At 62.1% G+C, this 25411-nt stretch carries 29 protein-coding genes; 11 read left to right on the top strand and 18 right to left on the bottom strand.

Features of this window, described 5'->3' with window-relative positions:
- Positions 1-6: 6 nt before the first annotated feature.
- Together ATY75_RS04640 and ATY75_RS04635 are read right to left on the bottom strand one after the other, a co-directional pair.
- A complete protein-coding gene (locus ATY75_RS04640) occupies positions 7-462 on the bottom strand; it encodes a cyclic nucleotide-binding domain-containing protein (RefSeq protein ID WP_088936619.1) in 456 nt (151 codons plus the stop codon).
- 113 nt (positions 463-575) lie between these two features.
- Positions 576-1259: a response regulator transcription factor gene (locus ATY75_RS04635; protein WP_003582964.1), complete on the bottom strand. Its 684-nt coding sequence runs from the start codon at positions 1257-1259 to the stop codon at positions 576-578.
- A gap of 167 nt (positions 1260-1426) precedes the next feature.
- On the opposite strand from ATY75_RS04635, the gene ATY75_RS04630 reads away from it, so the two are divergent.
- Entirely contained in the window at positions 1427-1948 is a 522-nt protein-coding gene (locus ATY75_RS04630; protein WP_088936618.1) for a L,D-transpeptidase, read from the top strand.
- Positions 1949-2081: 133 nt separating this feature from the next.
- Positions 2082-2912, top strand: coding sequence for an aldo/keto reductase (locus ATY75_RS04625; protein WP_088936617.1), 831 nt, complete (start codon positions 2082-2084; stop codon positions 2910-2912).
- A 92-nt stretch (positions 2913-3004) separates the two neighbouring features.
- Here the strand turns inward: ATY75_RS04625 and ATY75_RS04620 are convergent, their stop codons facing one another.
- From ATY75_RS04620 to ffh, 11 genes are all read right to left on the bottom strand, one after another.
- Positions 3005-3358, bottom strand: a complete 354-nt coding sequence (locus ATY75_RS04620) for a cell surface protein (RefSeq protein ID WP_088936657.1) — start codon at positions 3356-3358, stop codon at positions 3005-3007.
- Positions 3359-3617: 259 nt separating this feature from the next.
- On the bottom strand, positions 3618-5027 hold the full coding sequence (leuC, locus tag ATY75_RS04615; protein WP_064841042.1) for a 3-isopropylmalate dehydratase large subunit: 1410 nt from the start codon (positions 5025-5027) through the stop codon (positions 3618-3620).
- Positions 5028-5102: 75 nt separating this feature from the next.
- On the bottom strand, positions 5103-5264 hold the full coding sequence (locus tag ATY75_RS04610; RefSeq protein ID WP_003589725.1) for a hypothetical protein: 162 nt from the start codon (positions 5262-5264) through the stop codon (positions 5103-5105).
- 38 nt (positions 5265-5302) lie between these two features.
- Positions 5303-6115, bottom strand: coding sequence for an amino acid ABC transporter permease (locus ATY75_RS04605; RefSeq protein WP_088936616.1), 813 nt, complete (start codon positions 6113-6115; stop codon positions 5303-5305).
- Between the two features lie 16 nt (positions 6116-6131).
- Complete coding sequence (locus ATY75_RS04600; protein ID WP_064841040.1) at positions 6132-6929, bottom strand: transporter substrate-binding domain-containing protein; 798 nt, start codon at positions 6927-6929, stop codon at positions 6132-6134.
- Positions 6930-7114: 185 nt separating this feature from the next.
- Positions 7115-7660 carry a 50S ribosomal protein L19 gene (rplS, locus tag ATY75_RS04595; protein WP_064841039.1) on the bottom strand — a complete coding sequence of 182 codons (546 nt, stop codon included), beginning with the start codon at positions 7658-7660 and terminating at the stop codon, positions 7115-7117.
- Between the two features lie 212 nt (positions 7661-7872).
- Positions 7873-8574 carry a tRNA (guanosine(37)-N1)-methyltransferase TrmD gene (trmD, locus tag ATY75_RS04590; protein ID WP_064841038.1) on the bottom strand — a complete coding sequence of 234 codons (702 nt, stop codon included), beginning with the start codon at positions 8572-8574 and terminating at the stop codon, positions 7873-7875.
- The gene (gene rimM, locus ATY75_RS04585) at positions 8574-9143 is read right to left on the bottom strand and encodes a ribosome maturation factor RimM (RefSeq protein WP_088936656.1); all 570 of its coding nucleotides are present in this window, start codon (positions 9141-9143) and stop codon (positions 8574-8576) included. Before rimM ends, trmD begins: the two co-directional genes overlap by 1 nt.
- A 116-nt stretch (positions 9144-9259) precedes the next feature.
- On the bottom strand, positions 9260-9631 hold the full coding sequence (gene rpsP / locus ATY75_RS04580; protein ID WP_088936615.1) for a 30S ribosomal protein S16: 372 nt from the start codon (positions 9629-9631) through the stop codon (positions 9260-9262).
- Between the two features lie 45 nt (positions 9632-9676).
- Positions 9677-9997 carry a chorismate mutase gene (locus tag ATY75_RS04575; RefSeq protein ID WP_003543666.1) on the bottom strand — a complete coding sequence of 107 codons (321 nt, stop codon included), beginning with the start codon at positions 9995-9997 and terminating at the stop codon, positions 9677-9679.
- A 16-nt stretch (positions 9998-10013) separates the two neighbouring features.
- The gene (ffh, locus tag ATY75_RS04570; protein ID WP_088936614.1) at positions 10014-11600 is read right to left on the bottom strand and encodes a signal recognition particle protein; all 1587 of its coding nucleotides are present in this window, start codon (positions 11598-11600) and stop codon (positions 10014-10016) included.
- 419 nt (positions 11601-12019) lie between these two features.
- Here ffh and ATY75_RS04560 point away from each other — a divergent pair, with 419 nt between their 5' ends.
- From ATY75_RS04560 to ATY75_RS04535, 6 genes are all read left to right on the top strand, one after another.
- Entirely contained in the window at positions 12020-12223 is a 204-nt protein-coding gene (locus ATY75_RS04560; RefSeq protein WP_041683802.1) for a hypothetical protein, read from the top strand.
- Positions 12224-12334: 111 nt separating this feature from the next.
- On the top strand, positions 12335-13240 hold the full coding sequence (dapF, locus tag ATY75_RS04555) for a diaminopimelate epimerase (RefSeq protein WP_088936613.1): 906 nt from the start codon (positions 12335-12337) through the stop codon (positions 13238-13240).
- The gene (mtaB, locus tag ATY75_RS04550; protein WP_088936612.1) at positions 13237-14508 is read left to right on the top strand and encodes a tRNA (N(6)-L-threonylcarbamoyladenosine(37)-C(2))-methylthiotransferase MtaB; all 1272 of its coding nucleotides are present in this window, start codon (positions 13237-13239) and stop codon (positions 14506-14508) included. Before dapF ends, mtaB begins: the two co-directional genes overlap by 4 nt.
- Before the next feature lie 17 nt (positions 14509-14525).
- Positions 14526-16097 carry a signal recognition particle-docking protein FtsY gene (gene ftsY / locus ATY75_RS04545; RefSeq protein WP_088936611.1) on the top strand — a complete coding sequence of 524 codons (1572 nt, stop codon included), beginning with the start codon at positions 14526-14528 and terminating at the stop codon, positions 16095-16097.
- Positions 16098-16175: 78 nt separating this feature from the next.
- Positions 16176-16820, top strand: coding sequence for a septation protein A (locus tag ATY75_RS04540; RefSeq protein WP_088936610.1), 645 nt, complete (start codon positions 16176-16178; stop codon positions 16818-16820).
- A complete protein-coding gene (locus ATY75_RS04535) occupies positions 16817-17404 on the top strand; it encodes a DUF2585 domain-containing protein (RefSeq protein ID WP_088936609.1) in 588 nt (195 codons plus the stop codon). Before ATY75_RS04540 ends, ATY75_RS04535 begins: the two co-directional genes overlap by 4 nt.
- 193 nt (positions 17405-17597) lie before the next feature.
- Here ATY75_RS04535 and ATY75_RS04530 read toward each other — a convergent pair whose 3' ends face one another.
- From ATY75_RS04530 to ccmA, 5 genes are all read right to left on the bottom strand, one after another.
- On the bottom strand, positions 17598-18206 hold the full coding sequence (locus ATY75_RS04530) for a DsbE family thiol:disulfide interchange protein (protein ID WP_088936608.1): 609 nt from the start codon (positions 18204-18206) through the stop codon (positions 17598-17600).
- Entirely contained in the window at positions 18203-18370 is a 168-nt protein-coding gene (ccmD, locus tag ATY75_RS04525) for a heme exporter protein CcmD (RefSeq protein WP_088936607.1), read from the bottom strand. The genes ATY75_RS04530 and ccmD overlap by 4 nt, the downstream gene beginning before the upstream one ends.
- Entirely contained in the window at positions 18367-19134 is a 768-nt protein-coding gene (locus ATY75_RS04520; protein ID WP_064841027.1) for a heme ABC transporter permease, read from the bottom strand. Before ATY75_RS04520 ends, ccmD begins: the two co-directional genes overlap by 4 nt.
- Before the next feature lie 47 nt (positions 19135-19181).
- On the bottom strand, positions 19182-19841 hold the full coding sequence (gene ccmB / locus ATY75_RS04515; RefSeq protein WP_064841026.1) for a heme exporter protein CcmB: 660 nt from the start codon (positions 19839-19841) through the stop codon (positions 19182-19184).
- Between the two features lie 241 nt (positions 19842-20082).
- A complete protein-coding gene (gene ccmA / locus ATY75_RS04505) occupies positions 20083-20730 on the bottom strand; it encodes a heme ABC exporter ATP-binding protein CcmA (protein WP_088936606.1) in 648 nt (215 codons plus the stop codon).
- Positions 20731-20992: 262 nt separating this feature from the next.
- Between ccmA and acnA the strand changes: the two genes are divergently transcribed.
- From acnA to ATY75_RS04490, 3 genes are all read left to right on the top strand, one after another.
- The gene (gene acnA, locus ATY75_RS04500; RefSeq protein WP_088936605.1) at positions 20993-23683 is read left to right on the top strand and encodes an aconitate hydratase AcnA; all 2691 of its coding nucleotides are present in this window, start codon (positions 20993-20995) and stop codon (positions 23681-23683) included.
- A gap of 233 nt (positions 23684-23916) precedes the next feature.
- On the top strand, positions 23917-24657 hold the full coding sequence (locus tag ATY75_RS04495; RefSeq protein ID WP_065092536.1) for a thioredoxin family protein: 741 nt from the start codon (positions 23917-23919) through the stop codon (positions 24655-24657).
- A gap of 348 nt (positions 24658-25005) precedes the next feature.
- Positions 25006-25407, top strand: a complete 402-nt coding sequence (locus ATY75_RS04490) for a DUF2794 domain-containing protein (RefSeq protein WP_064841022.1) — start codon at positions 25006-25008, stop codon at positions 25405-25407.
- The last annotated feature ends 4 nt before the right edge of the window (positions 25408-25411 follow it).

The following is a 25411-nucleotide window of genomic DNA, read 5'->3' as shown; positions in this document are numbered from 1 at the left end:
CAGCGGTCAGCTGAAGCGGTAGAACTGGCTTGCGGCCTTTGCCGCAAGTTCGGCGAGATTGTCGCGGATGCGGTTTTCGATCAGCCGGGCTGCATCCGGATATTCTTCGATCAGCCGGTGGAAGAGGGCACGGGTGATGCGGATGATGCTGGTGTCCTCGCGCGCGACCGCGGTGAATTTGCGCTCCACCAGCGTGACCAGCGCCAGCTCGGAAACCAGCGTTCCAGGGCCGGCGATCCCCTCCCTCCTCTGTATGCCGTCGCTGCTCGTTGCGCTTAGCTCCAGGCTGCCGCTGAGGACAACATAGGCGCTCTCGGCGGGCGAGCCCTGGCGAAACAACATCTGGCCGGCGGCGATCATGCGCCGGTCGGCGCCGAAGGCGATCAGCCGCAGCTGATCCTCGTTCATGTCCTTGAACAGAGGAAGCTGCGCGAGCATGCGGATGTCGTCGGTCAGCGCCATGCGGGCTTTTCGCCTTAGAGCGATTCCGGCAAAACCGCGTCGTGGTTTTGCTGGAATTGGGTGAAAACAAAGAGATGGAGCATTTCCGTGATTCGGAGAAAAATGGAATTGCTCTAGGGTATGATCTTGTAGCCGCCGTTTTCCGTCACCAGGATTTCGGCATTGGAGGGATCGCGCTCGATCTTCTGGCGCAGCCGATAGACATGGGTTTCCAGCGTATGCGTGGTGACGCCCGAGTTATAGCCCCAAACCTCTTCGAGAAGCACGTCGCGGGTGACGACCTTCTGTTCGGCCCGGTAGAGATAGCGGATAATCGCCGCCTCCTTTTCCGTCAGCCGGATCTTCTGGCCGTTGTCGGTGGTCAGCAGCTTCTGGCTCGGTTTGAACAGGTAGGGGCCAACGGTGAAGGTGGCGTCCTCGCTCTGCTCGTGCTGGCGCAGCTGCACCCGGATGCGCGCGAGCAGCACGGCGAAGCGGAAAGGCTTGGTGACATAATCGTTGGCGCCGGCTTCGAGGCCGAGGATCGTATCCGAATCGGTATCGTGGCCGGTCAGCATGATGATCGGCGCCTTGAAGCCGCCCTTGCGCAGCAGCTTGACCGCCTCGCGGCCATCCATATCGGGCAGGCCGACATCCATGATCAAGAGGTCGACCGGCGTCGAGCGGGCGGTGGCAACACCCTTGCCGGCGTTGGCTTCCTGCAGAACCGAAAATTCCTCATACAGCGACAATTGCTCCGTCAGCGTCTGACGAAGGTCATCGTCGTCATCCACCAGAAGAATGGTGCGTGCGGTCATGCCCTTGCTTTCCTCATGTTAAGTCCCCTAGTCCTACGCCAAATTCCTCATTTGGCAAGGATCGCGCGGTGGGCCGTTGCAGCGCAGGTTTTGATATGATTTCAATCGGAGCCCCAGACAATGCAAGACATGCGAGAAAAATGGAAAAAACAAGGCGGGAGCCGGGGATGAAGCCGTCGACGATCGTGGTGCGGCCGGCGCCCGGACGCAAGAGCCGGGCGATCGTCCGGCTCGGCGCGATCATCATCCCCGCCGCGATCGGTCGCTCCGGCCGCAGCGTGATCAAACGCGAGGGCGACGGCGCCACGCCGATCGCCTCGATGCGGCTGATATCCGGCTTCCGGCGCGGTGAGCGCAACGGCCGGCTTGCTACCCCGCTTCCCATCCGCCGAATCCGCGCCGACATGCTCTGGTGCGATCAGCCCGGCAACGCCAGCTATAACCGCCTCGTCCGGGCGCCGTTCGGCGCAAGCCATGAGGAGATGCGGCGCAGCGACGGGCTTTACGACATCTGCCTGGTGATGGACTGGAACATCTCCTCGCGGGCGCGCAATTGCGGCTCGGCGGTGTTCTTCCATCTCATCCGGCCGGGCTACGAGCCGACGGCCGGCTGCGTGGCGGTCAGCCTCCGCGACATGCGCCGGCTTCTGCCGCATCTTCGGAAGGGGACGATTGTCCGGGTCCTCTGATTGTCTTCCGGATCCGGCCGCCTATATGTTTCCGGTGACCGAGCGCTCAAGGCTGAAATGCGCTCCGGGACGCTCGAAAAGTGCGGGCGCAATTCAAGCCTCGTCCAATTCTTCAAACTCCCGGAGATATAGTGTGACCCCTCAACCCATCATCACTTTCCATGACGGACATTCCATTCCCCAGGTCGGCCTCGGCGTCTGGCAGACGCCGCAGGAGATTGCCGCTCCGACGGTGCGCGCGGCGATTGCCGCCGGCTATCGCCATATCGACACGGCGTCCGGCTACGACAACGAAGAGGGTGTCGGCGAAGGCATCCGCGCCTCCGGCCTCGACCGCAAGGACATCTTCGTCACCACCAAGCTCCGAAACACCGACCAGGGCTACGACAATACGCTCAGCGCCTTCGACGGCAGCCTGAAGAAGCTCGGCTCCGACTATGTCGACCTCTATCTCGTTCACTGGCCGTCGCCGCATCGCGGCCTCTACACCGAAACCTGGAAGGCCTTCGTGCGCATCCGCGAAGAGGGCCGCGCCCGCTCGATCGGCGTGTCGAATTTCTGTCCCGAACATCTGGAGCGCATCATCGGCGAAACCGGGGTGGTTCCGGTCATCAACCAGATCGAGCTGCATCCCGACTTTCAGCAGAAAGCGGCGCAGGAGGCGCACAGGAAGCTTGGTATCGCCACCGAATCCTGGAGCCCGCTCGGCCAGGGCAAGTTCATCTCGAACCCCGTTATCGGTGAGATCGCCCGGAAACATAGCAAGACGCCGGCTCAGGTCATCATCCGCTGGCACCTCGACACCGGCCTCGTCGTCATTCCGAAGTCGGTGACGCCGTCGCGCATCGAGGAGAATTTCCAGGTGTTCGACTTCAAGCTCGATGCCGACGATATGGCGGCGATTGCCAGGCTCGACAGCGCCGGCGCCCGCATGGGGCCGGACCCGATGACGGCAACTTTCTGATCGCCGTTGCGATCAGCGCTAAAACAATTGCAGCGGTGGCCTTTCGGGTAAATTACCCGCGGCGACCGCCGCATGACGGAGAATGCTGGCTTTCAGTAATTGCAGTTCGACGATCCGTTGGTCGGGGCAAAGCCGAAGTCGCAGCTATTGTTCATGCGCTGTGGCCGTCCGATCGAGCCGGTATATTCGTCAGAAGTGTTGAAAGCCCGCGCGGGATACCAATAGCCGTTGGAGCTCTTGATATAGCCGGGCCGGGCGCTGCCATAGCCGCGATATCCGTTGAGGGATGGGATCTTGTTTTGCGCGGCCTGCTGCAGCAGGCCGGACGGCGCCATGACTGCTATCGCGGGATGGAGGGTCCCGGCGCCGGCGGTGTCGATCGATGTCAGGGATGCAAACACGAACAGGCTGGCTTGCAGTAAACTCCGTACTATTTTCTGCCTCATGGCCATTCCCTCGATGGCGCGGTGTTCGCCGAAGGCCTGAACGGTATCTGTCGTGTATCGCGCCCCATATCGATGAGGCCACAGGCGTTTTCCGATGTCGATTGCCCGAAAGGATGAAATTGGCAAGGCGGGCCATCCACAAACGGGCTTACCCGTTGAATTACAGCGGGATAGGGCGCAGCCGCCATAGAAAGCAAAACCGCCCGATGCGCGCGGAGCGCATCGGGCGGTTTTCATACCCTTCCCGTCGGACGAGGGATCAATTCCACTCGCGGATATCGACGAAATGACCGGCAATCGCCGCCGCCGCCGCCATTGCCGGCGAGACGAGGTGCGTGCGGCCCTTGAAGCCCTGGCGGCCTTCGAAGTTGCGGTTCGAGGTCGAAGCGCAGCGCTCGCCCGGCTTCAGGCGGTCGTCGTTCATGGCAAGGCACATGGAGCAGCCCGGCTCGCGCCAGTCGAAGCCGGCGGCCTTGAAGATCTTGTCCAGCCCTTCGGCTTCCGCCTGTTCCTTGACGAGGCCGGAGCCCGGAACGATCATCGCATCGACGGTTGCGGCAACCGTCTTGCCTTCGACCACCTTGGCGACTTCGCGCAGATCCTCGATGCGGCCGTTGGTGCAGGAGCCGATGAAGACGCGATCAAGCGTGATGTCGGTCATCTTGGTGCCGGGCTTCAGGCCCATATAGTCGAGCGCGCGCCATTTGGAGGTGCGCTTGGTCTCGTCCTGGATATCGTCGGGATTGGGAACGATGCCCTGGACGGAGATGACGTCCTCGGGCGAGGAGCCCCAGGAGACGATCGGCGGCAGGCTGGCGGCATCGAGCACGACGACGCGGTCGTAATGCGCACCCTCGTCGGTCTGCAGCGTCTTCCAGTAGGCGATCGCCTGCTCCAGCGCCTCGCCCTTCGGCGCGCGCGGTTTGCCCTTGATGTATTCGAAGGTCTTTTCGTCAGGGGCGATCAGGCCGGCGCGGGCGCCGCCTTCGATGGTCATGTTGCAGATGGTCATGCGGCCTTCCATCGACAGCGAGCGGATCGCTTCGCCGGCAAATTCGATGACGTGGCCGGTGCCGCCGGCGGTGCCGATTTCGCCGATGATGGCGAGGATGATGTCCTTGGCGGTAACGTGCGGCGGCAGCAGGCCATCGACCCGGACCAGCATGTTCTTCGCCTTCTTCTGGATCAGTGTCTGGGTCGCCAGCACATGCTCGACTTCGGAGGTGCCGATGCCGTGCGCCAGCGCGCCGAAGGCGCCGTGCGTCGAGGTGTGGCTGTCACCGCAGACGATCGTCATGCCGGGCAGGGTGAAGCCCTGTTCGGGGCCGACGATGTGAACGATGCCCTGGCGCTTGTCGTTTGCCGAATAATATTCGACGCCGAATTCGGCGGCGTTGGTCGCCAGCGCTTCCACCTGGATGCGGCTTTCCTCGTTCTTGATGCCGAGATGGCGGTCGGGCGAGGTCGGAACGTTATGGTCGACGACGGCGAGCGTCTTTTCCGGGGCGCGAACCTTGCGGCCGGTCATCCGCAGGCCTTCGAACGCCTGCGGCGAGGTGACTTCGTGGACCAGGTGGCGGTCGATGTAGAGAAGACAGGTGCCGTCTTTCTGTTCGTCGACCAGATGATCGTCCCAGATCTTGTCGTAGAGGGTACGCGGTGCGCTCATGGCGTTAAGTCCGTTTTTGGATGCTTTTGGGAAATCGAGTAAAAAGCGGATCAAGCTCCGCCGGCCGTCATTCGATCAACGAAGTCGGCTGTTGAGCGCACCGGACACGCATGCAAAGAACCGCGCCGGCAGGCGATAATGGTCCTGCAGCACGAAAATATGCGCGCCTGTGCATCTGAACTTGGATTCCATCGCCTGCATATAGCGATTTTTCGCGGCGGCTTCAATTTGAATCATCAACTGCCCTTCCGCGGTCTCCTCGGCGTGTCACGGCTTTACCGCGACTTCATCCATTTTTCTGTCCGCCGTAGCGCCAGCGACAGGCCGATCGTCAGGATCAGGTAGATATAGGTGACGATCGAATAGGTCTCGAAGAAGCGGAAGGAGCCGGCGGCATAGACCTTGCCCATCTGGGTGATGTCGGCGACGCCGAGAACGGAGACGAGTGATGAATCCTTGACCATCGAGACGAAATCGTTGGAAAGCGGCGGGAAGATCACCCGGATCGCCTGCGGGAAGATGACGGAGCGGAAACGCCGGTAGCGGGAAAGGCCGAGTGCCTTGGCGGCCTCGATCTGGCCAAGATCGACCGACTGGAAGCCGGCCCGGAAGATTTCGGCGATGAAGGAGGAATAACCGATCGTCAGCGCGATGATCGCCCGCCACATCAGCGACAGATCGCGCACCAGGATGGGTTCGGCCATGCCTGAACTCACCAGCGGCGAAATCAGAAAATTATAGCCGGCAACCAGGGCCGGAGCGCCGACGAAGGCGACGTAGAACAGGAGCACCAGGATCGGGATACCGCGGATGATCTCGATGTAGAAGCGTGCGATCTGGCGCAGCACCGGGCTATCGGCCATGCCGAGCAGGCAGATGCCGAGGCCGAGCAGGGTGGCGAGCACGAAAGCGACCAGCGTCACGAAGACGGTGATACCGACACCGTTGACGACGGTGCGGAAGACCTGGGCGTAGATGTCGTTGGTGACGATGACCGCGGCAAGGACGATGCCGATCGCAACGAGCGCGACCAGCCACCATGGATAGTCGTCCTTGACGTGTCTGTCGGGAGATGGTCGCAAAGCCATCAGCTATGGCTCGGCGTCATTCGCCCATCTTGTAGTCGAGGAACCACTTCTTGTTCAGCGCATCCAGCGTGCCGTCGGCCTTGAGGACTGAAATGGCGGCGTTGACGGGGGCGACGAGATCGGAGCCCTTCGGGAAGATGAAGCCGAAATCCTCGGTGCCGAGCGGCCCGCCGATCAGCTTCAGGGCGCCGTTCGAGGCATCGACATAACCCTTGCCGGCGGTGCCGTCGGTCAGCACCACATCGACGTCGCCGGCCTTCAGCGCCTGAACGGTGGCGCCGAAGGTTTCGAAGAGCTTGATGCGCGGGTTCTGCTCATTGCCGTCGAGCACCTCGTAAACGGCGGTGTAGAAGGGCGTGGTGCCGGGCTGGGCGCCGACCAGGCCATCCTTGAATGCGGCGAAGGACTTTCCATCGGTGAAACGTTTCTCGTCGCCGCGCACCAGCATGAACTGCTGCGAACGCATATAGGGATCGGAGAAATCCACCTTCTGCTTGCGATCGTCCTTGATGGTGATGCCGGTCATGCCGATATTGTACTGGCCGTCGGACACCGCCTGGATCATCGCGTCCCAGCTGGTGTTCTGGTATTCGACCTTGAAATTCAGCCGCTTGGCGATTTCGCTCATCGCATCATATTCCCAGCCGATCGGCTTGCCGGATTTCGGGTCGACGAACTGCAGCGGCGGGTAGGCGTTCTCGGTCACGACGACGACGTTCTTGCCGCCAAGATTGGGCAGCTCAGCAGCCGATGCGGCCAAGGGTGCAAGCGCAAGGGCGGCGAAGCTCGCAAGGACAGTACGACGAAACAGCATGGAACGGCTCTCCGGGATTGAACGGCGAAAATTGTCACGGAAAACGTGCCGAAGGCAAGGCCGCCGGCTGCGTGCCCAAGTAAAAAAGAGAAAAGGCGACCCGAAGGCCGCCTTTCCAAGCGAAAGAATTTTGCTCCAAGCAAAAGAATTTTGCTCCAAGCAAAGATTTTTGCGGGGCGCAGATCTTATTCTGCTGCCGGTTCCGCTGCGGCGGCAGCGGCTGCTGCTTCAGCAGCGGCCTTGGCTTCTGCTGCTTCGGCTGCTGCCTTCTCGGCGGCGAGCGCCTGAGCTGCTGCAATCTTTTCAGCTTCGATGCGTGCCTTTTCCTCGGCGATGGCGGCGCGCTCGGCGTCGTTGAGCTTGCGGGCGCGCACGCCGGTGTCTTCAACGATACGGGCAGACTTGCCGCGACGATCACGCAGGTAATAGAGCTTGGCGCGACGGACCTTACCGCGGCGAACGACGTCGACGCTTTCGATCATCGGCGAGTAGACCGGGAATACGCGCTCGACGCCTTCACCGTAGGAGATCTTGCGGACCGTGAAGTTTTCCTGCAGGCCGCCGCCGGAGCGGGCGATGCAGACGCCTTCATAGGCCTGAACGCGGGTACGGTTGCCTTCCGTGACCTTCACGTTGACACGGACGGTATCGCCCGGGGAAAATTCGGGAAGCGTGCGCTTGGCTTCGATCTTGGCGGCCTGTTCGGCCTCAAGCTGCTGAATGATGTTCATCGTCTTAACCCTTGGTTCTTCTGAAACAGCCAGAGCGCTCGACACTGATCCTTTGGAACTGGCCTCAGGACTTTGCCCTTCAGGGCGGGAGCGGGTTCGCCATTCTTTGTTTGCTGGCAGACGGGGATAACCCCATTTCCGCGTGCGCCAATACACGAAAGGCCGGGGCTTGTCATCCCTCGCACGACATTTTTGTGAAAGGGAGGCTGGAATCAGCCGTTTTTCTCGGTTTTCGCCTTTTCCAGAAGGTCCGGCCGCCGTTCCCGCGTCAGCCGGACCGCTTCCTGGTGCCGCCATTTCTCGATGGCGCCGTGATTGCCAGAGGTCAGGATCGCCGGGATTTCCCGGCCTTCCCACGCCTGCGGCCTGGTATAATGCGGATGTTCCAGCAGCCCGCCTTCGAAGCTTTCGTGCAGGCCGGAAAGATCGTTGCCCATGACGCCGGGCAGGATGCGGATGATCGCGTCGAGCACGATCAGCGCCGCCGGCTCGCCGCCCGACAGAACGTAGTCGCCGATCGAGACCTCCTCCAGCCCGCGCGCCTCGATCACCCGCTGGTCGACGCCCTCGAAGCGGCCACAGACGATGATGACGCCATCGCCCGAAGCAAGCGCGCGCACGCGCTCCTGCGTCAGCGGCCGGCCGCGCGGGCTCATCAGCAGGCGCGGGCGGGTATCGTTTTCCGCGGTGCTGTCGATCGCACGCGCGAGAACGTCAGGTTTCAGCACCATGCCGGCGCCGCCGCCGGCCGGGGTGTCGTCGACGGTGCGGTGCTTGTCGGTGGTGAAATCGCGGATCTGCACCGCATCCAGCGACCATTGCCCGCGCTCCATCGCCTTGCCGGCGAGCGAGAAGCCCAGATGTCCCGGAAACATTTCCGGATAGAGTGTCAGCACGCTCGCCCGGAAAGCCATCACTTCTTCTTTTTCGGCCTGTCCGCGGTGAATTTCGAAAGCTCTTCGGCATCGTCGACCAATCCCGCCGCCAGCGGGTCGATCAGCAGCGTGCCGGCCTCGAGGTCGATTTCCAGCACCGAGGCTTCGGAGAAGGGGATCAGCACGGGTCGCTTGCCCGGACCCTTGAGTTCCAGCAAATCGCCGGCGCCGAAATCGAAGACGCCGGTGACCGTGCCATAGCTAGCACCCTTGTCGTCGCGTGCTTCCAGGCCTTCGAGATCGGCATAGTAGAACTCGTCGTCTTCAAGCTCCTCGTCCGGCAGATTGTCGCGCTCGATATAGAGTTCGAGCCCGTTCAGCGCCTCGGCGGCATTGCGGTCGTTGACGCCGCGGAAACGGACGACGACGACATTCTTCGTCTCGCGGATTTCGAGGACTTCGAAGCTGCGGCCGTCCATGCTGTGCAGGTGGCCGTAATCGCCAAGGGCGCTCGGATCGGCCGTGTAGGCCTTGGCGCGCACCTCGCCACGGAGACCTTGCGCGCTGCCGATCGTCGCCATCAGAACGGGGTTTTCAAGCTTTGTCATGGGTTCCTTCATGTGAAGCCGAAAGACAGGTTTCTCATAAACGAAGTGCAGGTAATTGGAAACGAAAACGGGCGGCATGTCGCCATGCCGCCCGTCCGATTAAGGAATTGTCCCGATTATTCCGCGGCGTCGGCAGCCGCAGCGGCGGCGTCAGCGATCTTCTGAGCCTTTTCAGCGGCGCGTTCCTGAGCGCGCTTGCCCGGCTTTGCCTTGACCGGGTTGTTCTTGGCTTCGCGCTTGGCAACGCCGGCTTCATTGAGGAAGCGCAGAACGCGGTCGGTCGGCTGGGCGCCGTTTTCGATCCAGTGCTTGATGCGCTCGGCGTTCAGCTGAACGCGCTTCTCGTCGTCCTTGGCGAGCATCGGGTTCCAGGAGCCGAGGTTTTCCAGGAAGCGGCCGTCACGCGGGCTGCGCGCATCGGCGAGAACGACGTGGTAATACGGGCGCTTCTTGGAGCCACCGCGGGCGAGACGAATTTTCAGTGCCATGTTCTTTACTCCTTAGGCTTTTCTTTGATCGCCTGATCAGGCGGGTTATCGGGCTGCGGCGCTCTGTTCAGCGTGATCCGCAGCGATCTGCTCATGATGCCGGATGACTTCCTTAATGACGAAGTTCAGGAACTTCTCGGCGAAATCCGGGTCCAGATTGGCGGCTTTCGCCAACTGGCGAAGGCGTTCGATCTGGTATTCCTCGCGCGCCGGATCGGCCGGCGGCAGATTGTATTTGGCCTTCAGCACGCCGACCTCTTTGGTGCAGCGGAAGCGTTCGGCCAGCATGTGCACGAGCGCGGCGTCGATATTGTCGATCGACTGACGATAGCTCGCGAGCTGGGCTTTGACGTTTGGATCAATCATGGGGCAAGCGATCCTTTCACTTCTTCTTCGGCAAGCCGGGCAATCCCGGGAAACCACCGCCGAGACCCGGCAGCTTGGCGCCGCCGAGGCCAGGCAAACCACCCGGCAGGCCGCCGAGACCGGGCATACCCCCACCCGGCTTTCCAAGCCCCGCCGCTTCCGCCTGCTTCTGCAAGGCCTCGAGCTGCCGGGGATCGATATTGGAGAGATCGGGCATGCCGCCTAGGCCGCCGCCCAGGCCGCCGCCAAGCCCCATCTTGCCGGCAAGGCCGCCCATCATCTGTTTCATCATGCCGCCTTTGCCCTTGCCGCCCATCATCTTCATCATGTCGGCCATCTGGCGGTGCATCTTCAGAAGCTTATTGATGGCGGCGGCATCGGTGCCGGAACCGGCGGCGATGCGCTTCTTGCGCGAATGCTTGAGCAGGTCGGGGTTGGCGCGCTCGGCCCTGGTCATCGACTGGATGATGGCGATCTGACGGCCGAAAAGCTTGTCGTCGAGGCCGGCTGCGGCCATCTTGTCCTTCATACCGGCCATGCCGGGCATCATCCCCATGATGCCGCCCATGCCGCCCATCTTCTGCATCTGGCGCAGCTGATCGGCGAGGTCGTCGAGATCGAATTTGCCCTTGGCCATCTTGGCGGCCATGGCGGCCGCCTTCTCGGCGTCGATATTCTCGGCCGCGCGCTCGACGAGCGAGACGATGTCGCCCATGCCGAGGATGCGGTCGGCGATACGGCGGGGATGAAACTCCTCCAGCTCGCTCATCTTCTCGCCGACGCCGATCAGCTTGATCGGCTTTCCGGTGACGGCGCGCATCGAAAGGGCGGCACCGCCGCGGCCGTCGCCGTCCATGCGGGTCAGCACCAGGCCGGTGATGCCGACACGGTCGTCGAAGTTGCGGGCGAGGTTGACGGCGTCCTGACCGGTGAGCGAGTCGGCGACCAGCAGGATTTCATGCGGGTTCGAGCGCTTCTTGATGTCGGCCATCTCGACCATCAAGGGCTCGTCGATATGGGTGCGACCGGCGGTGTCGAGGATGACGACATCATGGCCGCCGAGCTTCGCCGCCTGCACGGCGCGGGTTGCGATATCGGTCGGCGACTGGCCTGAAATAATGGGCAGCGTGTCGATGCTGGCCTGGGCGCCGAGCTGGCGAAGCTGCTCCTGGGCTGCCGGACGACGCGTGTCGAGCGACGCCATCAGCACCTTCTTTTTATCGCGCGTCGACAGGCGATGGGCGATCTTGGCTGTCGTCGTCGTCTTGCCCGAGCCCTGCAGGCCGACCATCATGACGACGACGGGGGCGGCCGCATGCAGGTCGATGCCGACGCCTTCGCCGCCCAGCATTTCGATCAGTTCGTCATGGACGATCTTGACGACCATCTGACCGGGTTTGATCGACTTCAGGATCTCGGCGCCGACGGCCTTTTCCCGCACGCGGTCGGTGAAGGAACGCACGACGTCGAGCGCGACGTCGGCCTCCAGCAGCGCACGGCGAACCTCGCGCAGCGCTGCGGAAACATCGGCTTCCGAAAGCGCGCCACGGCCTGTCAGTCCATTCAGAATGGATCCAAGACGGTCCTGGAGGTTTTCAAACATCGGCTCTTCCTTGATACGTTTCGGGCGGGTTCGATATGCCCGGAAACGTCGTGCTTTTCCTTGACGAAAACAAGACGCAAAGCCAAAAAGCACCCGAGGGCGCATCGCGCTGTCGGGTGTTGACCTCCGGGATCTCAGGTCCCGGTCGGCGGCTCGGAGTCATGCGGCTCGTCGCGGATTGGGCGCGATAAACAGGAAAGCGGCGCGAAAGTCAAGCGAATGCGGACTAAAGGCCGCATAGCGGGCGTTCGGCAAACCTGTGCGGTCGGGCACGGCCGGCTGAATTTCCCGCGAACAGTCCAAACGCCATAGAGGCCAGTTGCAAAATATTCCGCTTATGATTCTACTTTCTACTTAAGTGCATCGTGTAAAATGATTCGTGAATATCCTTGATGCCGGATGATCCGGCGGAGATACGAATGATCAATCCTGATATTGAAAGCTGGGCACTGGCACGGGCCCATCATATTGTTCTGAACGAAGGCCTTAGTCTTGCAAAAGCAGCACAGGATCTGGATCGCAAACGGTCCCGCTCGCTGGTCTACGAGCTGAGAAAGGTCATTACCGCCGCCATCGTCGAAGCGCATGCGGCGTCTTTTGCTTCCGACGGCGTTGAGCGGTAAAACCGGACGGCCTCCAAAGGGCGGCCGGCGGCTATAGCTGCGCGGCACTCACCCACTGGTAATTCCTTCGCATTTCCGCCATATACAGCGGAAACACGGACGGAAGATATCATGAGCGCAACGGTCGAATTCGCGAGGATGAACGGGCTTGGCAACAAGATCCTGGTCGTCGATATGCGCGGCCGGCCGGATAAGGTGACGCCAGCTGCGGCGGTGGCACTTAATGCCGATCCGCAGACCGAGTTCGATCAGATCATGGCGATCCATGATCCGAAGGCCGACGGCACCGATGCCTTCATCGATATCCTGAATTCCGACGGCTCGAAGGCGCAGGCCTGCGGCAACGGCACGCGTTGTGTCGTGCAGGCGCTGGCCGCCGAGACCGGCCGTAAGGCCTTCACCTTCCAGACGGTCGCCGGCATTCTCAACGCCGTCGAACACGAGGACGGGACGATCTCCGTCGATATGGGCCGGCCGGTGTTCGATTGGCAGAAGATCCCGCTGGCGGAAGAATTCCATGACACCAGCCGCATCGAGCTGCAGATCGGCCCGATCGACAATCCGGTGCTGCATTCGCCGTCTGTCATGTCGATGGGCAATCCGCATGCGATCTTCTGGGTGGACCGGGACGTGATGTCCTATGATCTCGCCCGCTTCGGGCCGCTGCTCGAAAACCATCCGATGTTTCCCGAGCGCGCCAATATCACGCTGGCGCAGGTGAGCTCGCCGACATCGATGACGACGCGCACCTGGGAGCGCGGCGCCGGACTGACGCTCGCCTGCGGCTCGGCCGCTTGTTCTGCCGCCGTCAGCGCCGCGCGCACCGGGCGCACCGGCCGCACGGTGACGATCAACGTGGCAAGCGCCAAGCCGCCGGCTGTGCTTTCGATCGAATGGCGCGAGCGCGACGATCACGTCATCATGACCGGCCCGGCCGAATGGGAATGGTCGGGCAGGCTCGATCCTTCGACGGGTTCGTGGTCGCGCGATGGTACCCGAGAGGTGGGGGCGCAGTGAGCGGCATTGAGGTCATTACCTTCGGCTGCCGCCTCAACACCTATGAATCCGAAGTGATGAAGGCGCAGGCTGAGAGGGCCGGGCTCAACAATGCCATTCTGGTCAATACCTGTGCGGTGACCGGGGAGGCCGTGCGCCAGGCCCGCCAGGCGATCCGCCGGGCGCGGCGCGACAACCCGCATGCCCGCATCATCGTCACCGGCTGCGCCGCGCAGACTGAGAAAGAGACCTTCGCCGAAATGGCGGAGGTCGATGCCGTGCTCGGCAATGAGGAGAAGCTTTCGAGCGCCTCCTATCGCAGCCTGCCGGATTTCGGCGTTTCGGCTCAGGAGAAGCTCCGCGTCAACGATATCATGAGCGTCACGGCGACGGCGCCGCAGATGGTGAAGCACATCGACGGCCATGTGCGCGCCTTCATCCAGGTGCAGAACGGTTGCGACCACCGCTGCACCTTCTGCATCATCCCCTATGGCCGCGGCAATTCCCGCTCCGTGCCGATGGGGGCGGTCGTCGACCAGGCCCGCAAGCTCGCCGACAGCGGCTATCGCGAGATCGTGCTGACCGGGGTCGATGCCACCAGCTATGGCGGCGATCTGCCGGGCGCGCCGACGCTCGGGCTGCTGGCGAAGACGCTTTTGAAGCAGCTCCCCGATATCCGCCGCCTCAGGCTTTCCTCGATCGACAGCATCGAGGCCGATGTGCATCTGATGGATCTCATTGCCGACGAGCCGCGCTTCATGCCGCATCTGCATCTGTCGCTGCAGCATGGCGACGACATGATCCTGAAGCGGATGAAGCGCCGGCATTCACGCGCCGATGCGCTGCGCTTCATCGAGGATGCGCGCCGTCTGCGCCCCGAGATGAGCTTCGGCGCCGATATGATCGCCGGCTTTCCGACGGAGACGGAAGAGATGTTCGGCAATGCGGTGCAACTGGCCGAAGAGGCCGACATCGCGCATCTGCACGTCTTTCCCTACAGCCCGCGTCCCGGCACGCCGGCTGCCCGCATGCCGCAGCTCGACCGGTCGCTGGTCAAGGAGCGCGCCGCCAGGCTGCGCGCCGCTGGACATAGGCTGCATCTATCCCATCTCGATCGCATGATCGGAACCCGGCAATGGCTGCTTGTCGAAAACAATGGCCTGGCGCATACCGAAAACTTCACGCTGGTGGCAGCACCCGGCCTTCGTCCTGGCGAACTTGTGCCGGCCACGATCACCGGCCACAATGACAAGCACCTCGACATGCAATTGACGGCCGCGGCGGCCTGACTTTTCACGGAATCCCCATGGCGCTCAGTTTCATCAAAAAGGTCTTCACCTTCGGCAAGCCGGCTGAAGAGCCCGTGTCCGAGGCGATCGACAAGGAGCTGGAGCGGCGTTCGCGCGCCGAAGATCTGCCGGTCGCCGATGATCCTGTTCTGCCCGAGGAAATGGATACGGCCGGCGGGCCGGCGGCGGATATCGGCGAGGGTGGGATAGAGGAGCCAGTCGAGGCTGAAACGGACGTGTTGCTGCCGGCCGATCAGCTCGGCGATATGGGTGTCGTGCCGTTGTCGCTGCTGGAGGCCGAAGAGGAAGCGAAGGAAGATACCCCCCCTACCCTGCCGGGCGTCCCCCCCACAGGTGGGGGGACTGAACAGTTGGATGCCGCTCGCCAATCAATAGATGCGGAGAGTGCTCCTGCAGATGTGGAGAGTGAACCCGTCGCTGCGGATGATGCAATCAATGCGGCGGAAGACATCGCCGCGAGTTTCCCCCCACCTGTGGGGGGGATGCCCGGCAGGGTAGGGGGGGAAGCCGCCGATCGCGAGCTTTCCGCCGAAACGCCCCTGCCGTCATCGGAGATGGAGCCGGCGCCAGCCGTTGAGCCCATCCTCCCCAAAGGCTTCGCCACCGGCCCTGCAATCGTCGAACCGCAGCCCATTGCCCCGCAGCCGAAACTCAGCTGGTTCCAGCGGCTGCGCAACGGTCTGGCGCGCACCTCCTCGCAGCTGACCGGCCAGATCACCGCGCTCTTCACCAAGCGCAAGCTCGACGACGAGACGCTGCAGGATCTCGAAGACCTGTTGATCCAGGCCGATCTCGGCGTCGAGACCGCGCTGCGCGTCACCGATACGCTGGCGTCCGAGCGCTATGGCAAGGATGTCACCGGCGAGGATGTCAGCCGGATCATGGCGTCCGAAATCGCCAAGGTCCTGAAGCCGGTCGCCAAGCCGCTGCAGCTCGATCTCTCGCACAAGCCGCATGTCATCCTCGTCGTCGGCGTCAACGGCACCGGCAAGACGACGACGATCGGCAAGCTGGCCGCTAAACTTTCCGGCGCCGGGCTGAAGGTGATGCTGGCGGCCGGCGATACGTTCCGCGCGGCGGCGATCGAGCAGCTGAAGATCTGGGCCGAGCGGACGAACTCGGAATTCGTCGGCACCAAGCTTGGCGCCGATGCCGCCGGCCTTGCCTATGACGCCTTCGAACAGGCCAAGGCGAAAAAATGCGACGTGCTGATCGTCGATACCGCCGGCCGCCTGCAGAACAAGGCCGAGCTGATGGCCGAGCTCGAGAAGATCGTGCGCGTGCTCGGCAAGCTCGATCCCGATGCGCCGCACACCGTGCTGCAGACGCTCGACGCGACGACGGGACAGAATGCGCTAAGCCAAGTCGAGATCTTCCGCAACGTCGCCGGCGTCAACGGGCTGATCATGACCAAGCTCGACGGAACGGCACGCGGCGGCATCCTCGTCGCCATCTCCGCCAAGCACAAGCTGCCGGTCTATTTTATCGGGATCGGTGAGGGTGTCGACGATCTGGAGCCTTTCGAAGCCGAGGATTTCGCCCATGCCATTGCCGGACTTCCGCAATGATGCCACAGATATGCCGCCGAAAGCCTGCAAGGCACGGCCGGCAACCAGATTGTCAGGAATAGCAGGTTTGACGAACGCATGAGCACCGAAAGCGATATCACCCCGACCCCGGCCGACCGGCATCATCCGCTGCTGAAGCTGGCGCTGGAACTCGGGCCGCTGCTGATCTTCTTCTTTGCCAACCTGCGCGGTCCGTGGCTGGTGGAGAAATTTCCTGCTCTTTCCGAGCTGGGTGGGCCGCTGTTCGTCGCAACCGGGCTTTTCATGGCGGCGACGATCCTGTCGCTTATCGTCTCGAAGATCGTGCTCGGCCATCTGCCGATCATGCCCTTCGTCTCCGGCATCGTCGTCGTCATCTTCGGCTCGCTGTCGATCTGGCTGCAGAACGAAACCTTCATCAAGATGAAGCCGACCATCGTCAACGCGCTCTTCGGGATGGCGCTGCTCGGCGGGCTTGCCTTCGGCCGATCGCTGCTCGGCTATGTCTTCAACGCCGCCTTCCAGCTCGATGCCGAAGGTTGGCGCAAGCTCACCATCCGCTGGGGCATCTTCTTCCTGTTCCTTGCCGTGCTCAACGAAGTCGTCTGGCGCAATTTTTCGGACGATACCTGGGTGGCCTTCAAGGTCTGGGGCACGATGCCGATCACCATCATCTTCACCCTGGCGCAGATGCCGCTGGTGCTCAAGCATAGCCTCAACCCGGAAACGGACGGCGAAAAATGAGCGCTGCAGAGGCCGAATATCGTGTGAGACACCAGAGCTTCTGGTTCGTCGCCTGCCTAGCAGTGCTGGTCGCCCAGATCGTCGCCGAATATATGATGGGCCGCGTGCCGATCTGCGCCTGCGGTTATGTCAAGCTATGGGAGGGCGGGGTCAATACCAGCGGCAATTCGCAGCACCTGTCGGACTGGTACACGCCGTCGCATATCATCCACGGCTTCCTGTTCTACGGGCTCGGCCATCTCGTCCTGCGCCGCAAGCCGTTGGCGGCAAAGCTGCTGCTGGCGCTGTTCATCGAATCCGGCTGGGAGCTGCTGGAAAATTCCCCGCTGATCATCGACCGCTACCGCACGGCGACCATCGCACTCGACTATTACGGCGACAGCATCCTGAATTCGGCAATGGACACCGTCTTCATGTGCGTCGGCTTCTTCTTCGCATCGCGCGCGCCGGTGGCGCTGACGGTGGCGATCGCCCTCTTCTTCGAGATTTTCACCGGCTATGTGATCCGCGATAATCTGACGTTGAACGTGGTGATGCTGATCTGGCCGGTGGAGGCGATCAAGGTCTGGCAGGGCGGGGTTTAGGCCACACGTCGCAGGATGAAACCCCTCCCCAACCCCTCCCCACAAGGGGGAGGGACTAACTCGGCGCACTGTAAGGCGCCAGGCAGCAACCTCTCTGCGGATGAAACGGTGAGTGGGATATGTCGGGATCGACATATAAGTCCGTCCCCCTTGTGGGGAGGGGTTGGGGAGGGGTCTTTACCCGGAATGAAACTTACGAAGCCGGCTTCGCCAGCGCCTTTTCCATCGCCGGAAACAGCCCTTCCTTCAGGCTGATATCGTCGAAGGGGCCGACGCGTTTGTAGAGGATCGTGCCGTCGGGGCTGACGAGGTAGCTTTCCGGAATGCCGTAGACGCCCCAGTCGATCGCCGCCTTGCCGTTCGGGTCGATGCCGATCGCCTGATAAGGATTGCCGAGTTCGCCGAGGAAACGCAGGGCGTTGTCGTTCTGGTCCTTGTAATTGATGGCGACGATGTTCAGCCGTCCGTCTTTCGCCAGTTCCTTCAACACGGGATGTTCGTCGCGGCAGGGCACGCACCAGGAGGCGAAGACGTTGACGAGGGTCAGCTTGCCCTTGATGGCAGCATCGGTCAGCGCCGGCAGATTGGCGCCGTCGAGCGGCGGCAGGTTCAGTGCCGGTGCCCTGGTGCCGATCAGGGCGGAGGGGATTTCGGTGATGTTCTTGCCGTGGAAATCCTGGTCGTAGAGCATCTTTGCCGCCGTCGCCGCAATGCCGCCGAAGACGATCAGCGGCAGAAGCGCCAGCGCATAACGGCCAAGTCCGCGCGGTTTGGCGGTCGTGGTTTCAGGCGCTTCGCTCATTCGCCGTCCTTTGCACGCGCCGAGCGGCGGCGGATGCCGGCGGCTTCCAAGGCTGCGAGCTCACGGCGACGCGCCTGGCCGTCGGCCCAGGTCCAGAGCGTGACAGCGACCGTCACGAGAGCGGCAAAGCCATAGGATGCGTAGACGTAGAAGGTGTGCGTCAAATCTGTTCCTCGCGGCTGGCCATACGGGCGGCGAGACGGCGCTGGGCGGCGATACGGCGGCGCCAGATCTCGTTCCTCATCGCCATGATGTGCAGCGTGAAGAAGAGCAGGGTGAAGGCGATCGCCATGACGAAGAGCGGCCGCAGGAATTCCGGATCGATCGCCGGGCCATCAAGGCGCATCACGCTTGCCGACTGATGCAGCGTGTTCCACCACTCGACCGAGAATTTGATGATCGGGATATTGACGAAGCCGACGAGGATGAGCACGGCGGAAACGCGCGCGGCCTTCGACGGATCGTCGATAGCACGGCTGAGCGCGATCAGACCGAGATACATCAGGAAGAGAACGAAAACGGAGGTCAGCCGCGCATCCCACACCCACCAGGTGCCCCACATCGGCTTGCCCCAGAGCGAGCCGGTGACGAGGGCGAGCAGGGTGAAGGCGGCGCCGAGCGGGGCCGCGGCCTTGGCGGAGACGTCGGCCAGCGGATGGCGCCAGACCAGCGTGCCGATCGCAGAGCAGCTCATGATCGTATAGCACATCATCGACAGCCAGGCCGAGGGCACGTGGATATACATGATGCGCACGGTCTCGCCCTGCTGGTAATCGCCTTCCGTGGAGAAGCTGAGATAGAGGCCGACCGCAAAACAGAGGGCGGTAATGCCGGCCAGCCACGGAATGATGCGCGCCGCCAGCGCCAGGAACCGCGTCGGGTTGGCGAGGTCGCTGAATTTGCTGATGGCAAGGCTCGTTTCGCTCATGTCCGCTTCCTTATCTTGATCCGGCTTTTCCCGCAATCGAATGCCAATCAATCCGTCGTGTTTCGCAGTGCAACGGCGGCAGCGGCCGGACCGATGACCGCGAAGAACAGGGTCAGCGCGATGAGGATGAGGAAGGGTGGCAGGAACGGAGCGGGATCCTCGACGGCGGCATAGGTGGCGCTGACGCCGAAGATCAGCACCGGTATGGTCAGCGGCAACACCAGGATCGAGACCAGCAGGCCGCCGCGGGGCAGGGCGACGGCGACGGCGGCGCCGACGGCGCCGATGAAGGTGATGGCTGGCGAGCCGACGAGCAGCGTCAGCATAGTGGCAGCAATCGCCGTCTCGTCCATGTTCATGAACAGGCCGAGCAACGGCGAGGCAATCACCAGCGGCAGGCTGGTCGCCGTCCAGTGGGCGAAGCATTTGACCAACACGGTCAGGACAAGCGGCGTGTCTTGCATGAGCATCAGGTCGAGCGATCCGTCGTCGCGCTCGGCCTGGAACAGGCGGTCGAGGCCGAGGAGGGCGGCAAGCAGCGCGCCGATCCAAACGATGGCGGGGCCGATGCGGGAGAGAAGCTTGAGATCGGGACCGACGCCGAAGGGGATAACGGCGACGATCGTGAGAAAGAACAGCACCCCGATCAGCGCGCCGCCGCCGGCGCGGATCGAGAGTTTGAGATCGCGGAGGAAGAGGGCGGTCATGCGGGGTGCTTTTCCCTGATGGGTGAGGAAAACCCCTCCCCAACCCCTCCCCACAAGGGGGAGGGGCTAAACCGCGGCCCGCAGTGGCGGCCAAAAGCAAAGGTTTCGCCGGCTGTTACCGTTCGGCCGACTGTGACGGTGAGGTTTGAGCGAGACAGTGCGGCATCATAGCCCCTCCCCCTTGTGGGGAGGGGTTGGGGAGGGGTCTTCACGTCATATCCTTGCAGACAACCGCAAACCATCATCCCCACACCCCCTGATCCACACCGGCAAAACCCGTCATCTTCAATTCCTGCGCATTCTTCAATCCCAGCGGCTGGTGCGTCGCCGCCAGCACGATGCCACCTTTGGCCAGATGCGCTTCGATCAAGCCGGCCAACAGCCGGTCGGCGCTGGTATCGAGGGCCGCGGTGGGTTCGTCGAGGATCCAGACGGGGCGGTGGGCGATGAGCAGCTTGGCGAAGGCGAATCGCCGCTGCTGGCCGGCCGAGAGATAGCCGAAGGGAAGGTGAGTTATTCCCGAGAGACCGACGGCTTCGGCTGCCTCATCAAGAGATAGGCCGGAAGGTGCTTCGGTTTCGTCGAGAAAGCTACGCCAGAAATCGAGGTTCTCTGCAACCGTAAGTTCATTCTTCATTGCATTCCGATGGCCAAGGTAGTGGCTGGCCTCGCCGGGATGCCTGTCTTCCCGGCCCTCTCCGTCGCGGAAGATGACAGTGCCCTTCTCCGGTCTCAGGAGACCGGCGGCAACGCGCAGTAAAGTGGACTTTCCTGATCCATTTCTGCCGGTCAGAATGAGCGCCTCGCCGGACGCCAAGTGAAAGGAAATGTTAACGAAAATCAGATCCTCACCGCGCCTTGCGGCCAGATTTTCGGCGGTGAGATGCATGCATCGGCTCTTTCTTGGTTTCGGCTTCCGGAGAGGTCAAAAAATCTCCGATTTTGACCGTGCTCGGGTATGGCAAGTTTTTAGGAAATTATCTATAAGACCGGCAACCACGCCAGCGGTCGGCGTGAATTTCATCCTTGCGCCGAACTTGGAGCATCCGTTCCACGTGCGGACAGCGGAAATGGCCGTACCCGCATCCTGATGTGCATTAAGTGCATAGGCGTTCGCACGACTGTGTTGGCTATCAGAAACGGGGTCTCTCGTGTCTAAATCTCTTGACAGTTTCAATTGTCGTTCCACGCTTTCCGTTGGTGGAAAGGACTATGTCTATTACAGCCTGCCCAAGGCTGAGGCAAACGGTCTGCCCGGCGTGTCGAAGCTGCCCTATTCGATGAAGGTGCTGCTCGAAAACCTGCTGCGCTTCGAAGACGGCCAGTCTGTCACCAAGGAGCACATCCTGGCCGTTGCCGAATGGCTCGATAACAAGGGCGCCGTCGAAAACGAGATCGCCTATCGCCCGGCGCGCGTGCTGATGCAGGACTTCACCGGCGTTCCCGCCGTCGTCGATCTTGCCGCCATGCGCGACGCGATGGTGTCGCTCGGCGGCGATCCGGAGAAGATCAACCCGCTCGTTCCCGTCGACCTGGTCATCGACCACTCGGTCATCGTCGACGAATTCGGCACGCCGCAGGCTTTCGCCAAAAACGTCGAGTTGGAATATCAGCGCAACGGCGAACGCTACCGCTTCCTGAAGTGGGGCCAGCAGGCCTTCAAGAATTTCCGCGTCGTGCCTCCTGGCACCGGCATCTGTCATCAGGTCAATCTCGAATATCTCGGCCAGACCGTCTGGACGAAGGAAGAGGACGGCGAGACGATCGCCTATCCGGATACCTGCGTCGGCACCGACAGCCACACGACGATGATCAACGGTCTCGGCGTGCTCGGCTGGGGTGTGGGCGGTATCGAAGCTGAAGCGGCGATGCTCGGCCAGCCGGTCTCGATGCTGCTGCCTGAAGTCATCGGCTTCAAGCTGACCGGCAAGCTCAAGGAAGGGGTCACCGCGACCGACCTCGTTCTGACCGTCGTGCAGATGCTGCGCAAGAAGGGCGTCGTTTCGAAGTTCGTCGAATTCTTCGGCCCAGGCATGGACAACATGCCGCTCGCCGACCGCGCGACGATCGGCAACATGGGTCCCGAATACGGCGCCACCTGCGGCTTCTTCCCGGTCGACGGCGAAACCATCAACTACCTCACCATGTCCGGCCGCACGCATGACCGGATCGCGCTGGTCGAAGCCTATTCGAAGGCTCAGGGCATGTGGCGTGACGGCGACGGTTCCGACCTCGTCTTCACCGATACGCTGGAACTCGATCTCGGCGACGTCGTACCGTCGATGGCCGGTCCGAAGCGTCCGGAAGGCCGCATCGCGCTCGAAAACATCGCTTCCGGTTTCGCCGGCTCGATGGATGCCGACTACAAGAAGCCCGGCCAGCTCAACAACCGCTATGCCGTCGAAGGCACGGATTTCGATCTCGGCCATGGCGACGTGGCGATTGCCGCCATCACCTCCTGCACCAACACCTCCAACCCGTCGGTGCTGATCGCTGCCGGCCTGCTTGCCCGCAACGCCGTTGCCAAGGGCCTGAAGACCAAGCCGTGGGTCAAGACCTCGCTGGCGCCGGGATCGCAGGTCGTCGGCGAATATCTCGCCAAGTCGGGCCTGCAGGCCGATCTCGACAAGCTCGGCTTCAATCTGGTCGGCTTCGGCTGCACCACCTGCATCGGCAATTCCGGCCCGCTGCCGGCGCCGATCTCGAAGACGATCAACGACAAGGGCCTGATCGTATCCGGCGTGCTCTCCGGCAACCGTAACTTCGAAGGCCGCATTTCGCCCGACGTGCAGGCGAATTACCTGGCTTCGCCGCCGCTCGTCGTCGCCTATGCGCTCGCCGGCACGGTGCAGAAGGATCTGACCAAGGAGCCGATCGGCGAGGACCAGAACGGCAATCCGGTCTATCTCAAGGACATCTGGCCGACTTCGCACGAGGTGCAGGAGTTCATCCAGAAATACGTCACCCGCGAACTTTACGAAAGCAAGTATGCCGACGTCTTCAAGGGCGACGTCAACTGGCAGGCCGTTCAGGTTCCGCCGGGCCAGACCTATGCCTGGGACGACGATTCGACCTATGTCCAGAACCCGCCTTACTTCGTCGGCATGGGCAAGAAGGGCACCGGCGTGTCCGACATCAAGGGCGCCCGCGTCCTCGGCCTGTTCGGCGACAAGATCACCACCGACCACATTTCGCCGGCCGGTTCGATCAAGGCGGCATCGCCGGCCGGTGCTTACCTCATCGGCCATGAGGTCGCGGTTGCCGACTTCAACCAGTACGGCACGCGCCGCGGTAACCATGAAGTGATGATGCGCGGTACCTTCGCCAATATCCGCATCCGCAACCACATGCTCGGCCCGAACGGCAAGGAAGGTGGTTACACCATCCACTACCCGTCGAAGGAAGAGACGTCGATCTACGACGGCGCGATGCAGTACAAGGCCGAAGGCGTGCCGCTCGTCATCTTCGCCGGTGTCGAATACGGCAACGGCTCCTCGCGCGACTGGGCGGCCAAGGGCACCAACCTGCTTGGCGTCAAGGCCGTGATCGCCCAGTCCTTCGAGCGCATCCATCGCTCGAACCTGGTCGGCATGGGCGTCATCCCCTTCGTCTTCGAAGAGGGCACGACCTGGCAGAGCCTCGGCCTCAAGGGCGACGAACTCGTCACCATCGAGGGTCTCGACAAGATCAAGCCGCGTGAGAAGAAGATCGCCAAAATCACCTATGGCGACGGCACCGTGAAGGAAGTTCCGTTGCTGTCGCGCGTCGATACGCTCGACGAGGTGGTCTACCTCAACAATGGCGGCATCCTGCAGACGGTTCTGCGCGATTTGGCTGCCTGATTGTTAATAGCCTCGTATGATAATGGCCGCCGGAGAGGAGTTTCCGGCGGCTTTTCTTTGCGGCGGCGGTATTTGAGGGGGCTCACAATGATTTGTTTTCTGCGGGTTCCGGTTGCGCTGCGTCTCACCCGTTCGTGACTTTTCGTTTGGACCCGGAAGGATTATTCGTACGTTCATATGTCAGGGCCTCCGGTTGGAACACGCCGTCGGCGCTGAAAAAGAGGTGCAGGTGAATGTCCCCCCGTTTTTTGATTCCGCTGATCGCCGGCGTTGTTCTCTCAGGCCCACTGCAGGCCGAAGACGGCACGCCGAAAGGTGTCGTCGAACTCTTCACGGCACAGGGCTGCTCTTCCTGCCCGCCGGCTGACGCGGCTTTCCGCAAGCTGGTGAGCCAGGGCGATGTCATCGCGCTCGCCTATCATGTCGATTACTGGAACTACCTCGGCTGGGCCGATACGCTGAGCTCCAAGGAAAACACCGAGCGGCAATACGGCTATGCCAGGACTATGGGCCGCAGCAACGTCTATACGCCGCAGGCGATCGTCAACGGGCGCGGCCATCTGGCCGGCGCCGATCTCAGCGGCATCAACAACAAGATCGACACCTATAGCGGCGAAGGCAACGGGCTGACGGTTCCCATCAGCGCGTCGATGCGCGGCGACGAGCTGGAAATCAAGATCGGCGCGGGACAGGGCAAAGCCAATGTCGTGATGGTCTATTTCGACAAGGAAAAGACCATCGAGGTCGAAAAAGGCGAGAACAGCGGCAAGAAGCTCTCCTATCTGCACAGCGTCACCAATGTCGAGACGGTCGGCATGTGGGACGGCAAGGCGACCAGTCTGACGCTGCCGGCCAGTGTGCTGCAGCGGCCGCAGCTCGAGGGTTGTGCGATTCTGCTGCAATCGGCGAACGACAACGGCGATCCGGCGGCGATCCTCGGGGCGACCGTGGTGATGGCGGGAAAAAATATCTGAGATTTCATCCGTTTGCGGGTGAAGTACCGGGCGGCCCGGCTGAACGTATTCGGGGCTGGGGTTAAGGTCGATACGCTCCGCCGGGCCCTTTGGCGCGCTGGCGCCAAACCGGGATTCATAAATCCCCTGCAAATGAGGCGCTGTTTTGACTGAAATGCGGCGCTGCCGAGAAAGCGACAGCGCTGTCACGCGCATCGGACGATGCGCCGATTCAAAGTGCTCCAGCGTCCATGCGCGCTGATGCGCGCGCGGTGGTGCGGCCGAATGTGACGGCCGGCGCTCTTGCAATTTGCGGCGGCTCGGGCACACTGTCACTCTCCTGTCACATGCAGAGGCCTTGGAGACTGAATGACAGAACAGCCGGATTTGCGACACGGCGAAAGCCGTTCCGTCGACAATAGTTCCTCAGTCGTCGTCGATCTCAGGGAATACAAGCAGAGCAAGGACCCGCTTCCGGTGACCTTTCATCGGCGCGAACTGGATGCCATCCTGTGGATCTACGGTCGTATGGTCGGTGACGGCGAATGGCGCGACTACGCCATCGATCACCTGAAGGACAAGGCGGTGTTCTCCGTTTTCAAACGCTCCGGTGAAATGCCGCTCTTCCGCATCGAGAAAAATCCCAAGCTCGCCGCCAAGCAGGGCGCCTATTCCGTGATTAATGTCCACGGCACGATCCTGAAGCGCGGTCACGAGCTGAACCAGGTGCTGAAGGTGTTCGACAAGGCGCTGAAGCTCGTCGACAAGTAGGAGG

The organism is Rhizobium sp. N122, from assembly GCF_002211295.1.
Lineage (GTDB): Bacteria > Pseudomonadota > Alphaproteobacteria > Rhizobiales > Rhizobiaceae > Rhizobium.
Note: the sequence above shows the minus strand (reverse complement) of the source record. Positions and strands in the feature narration are given on the sequence as shown.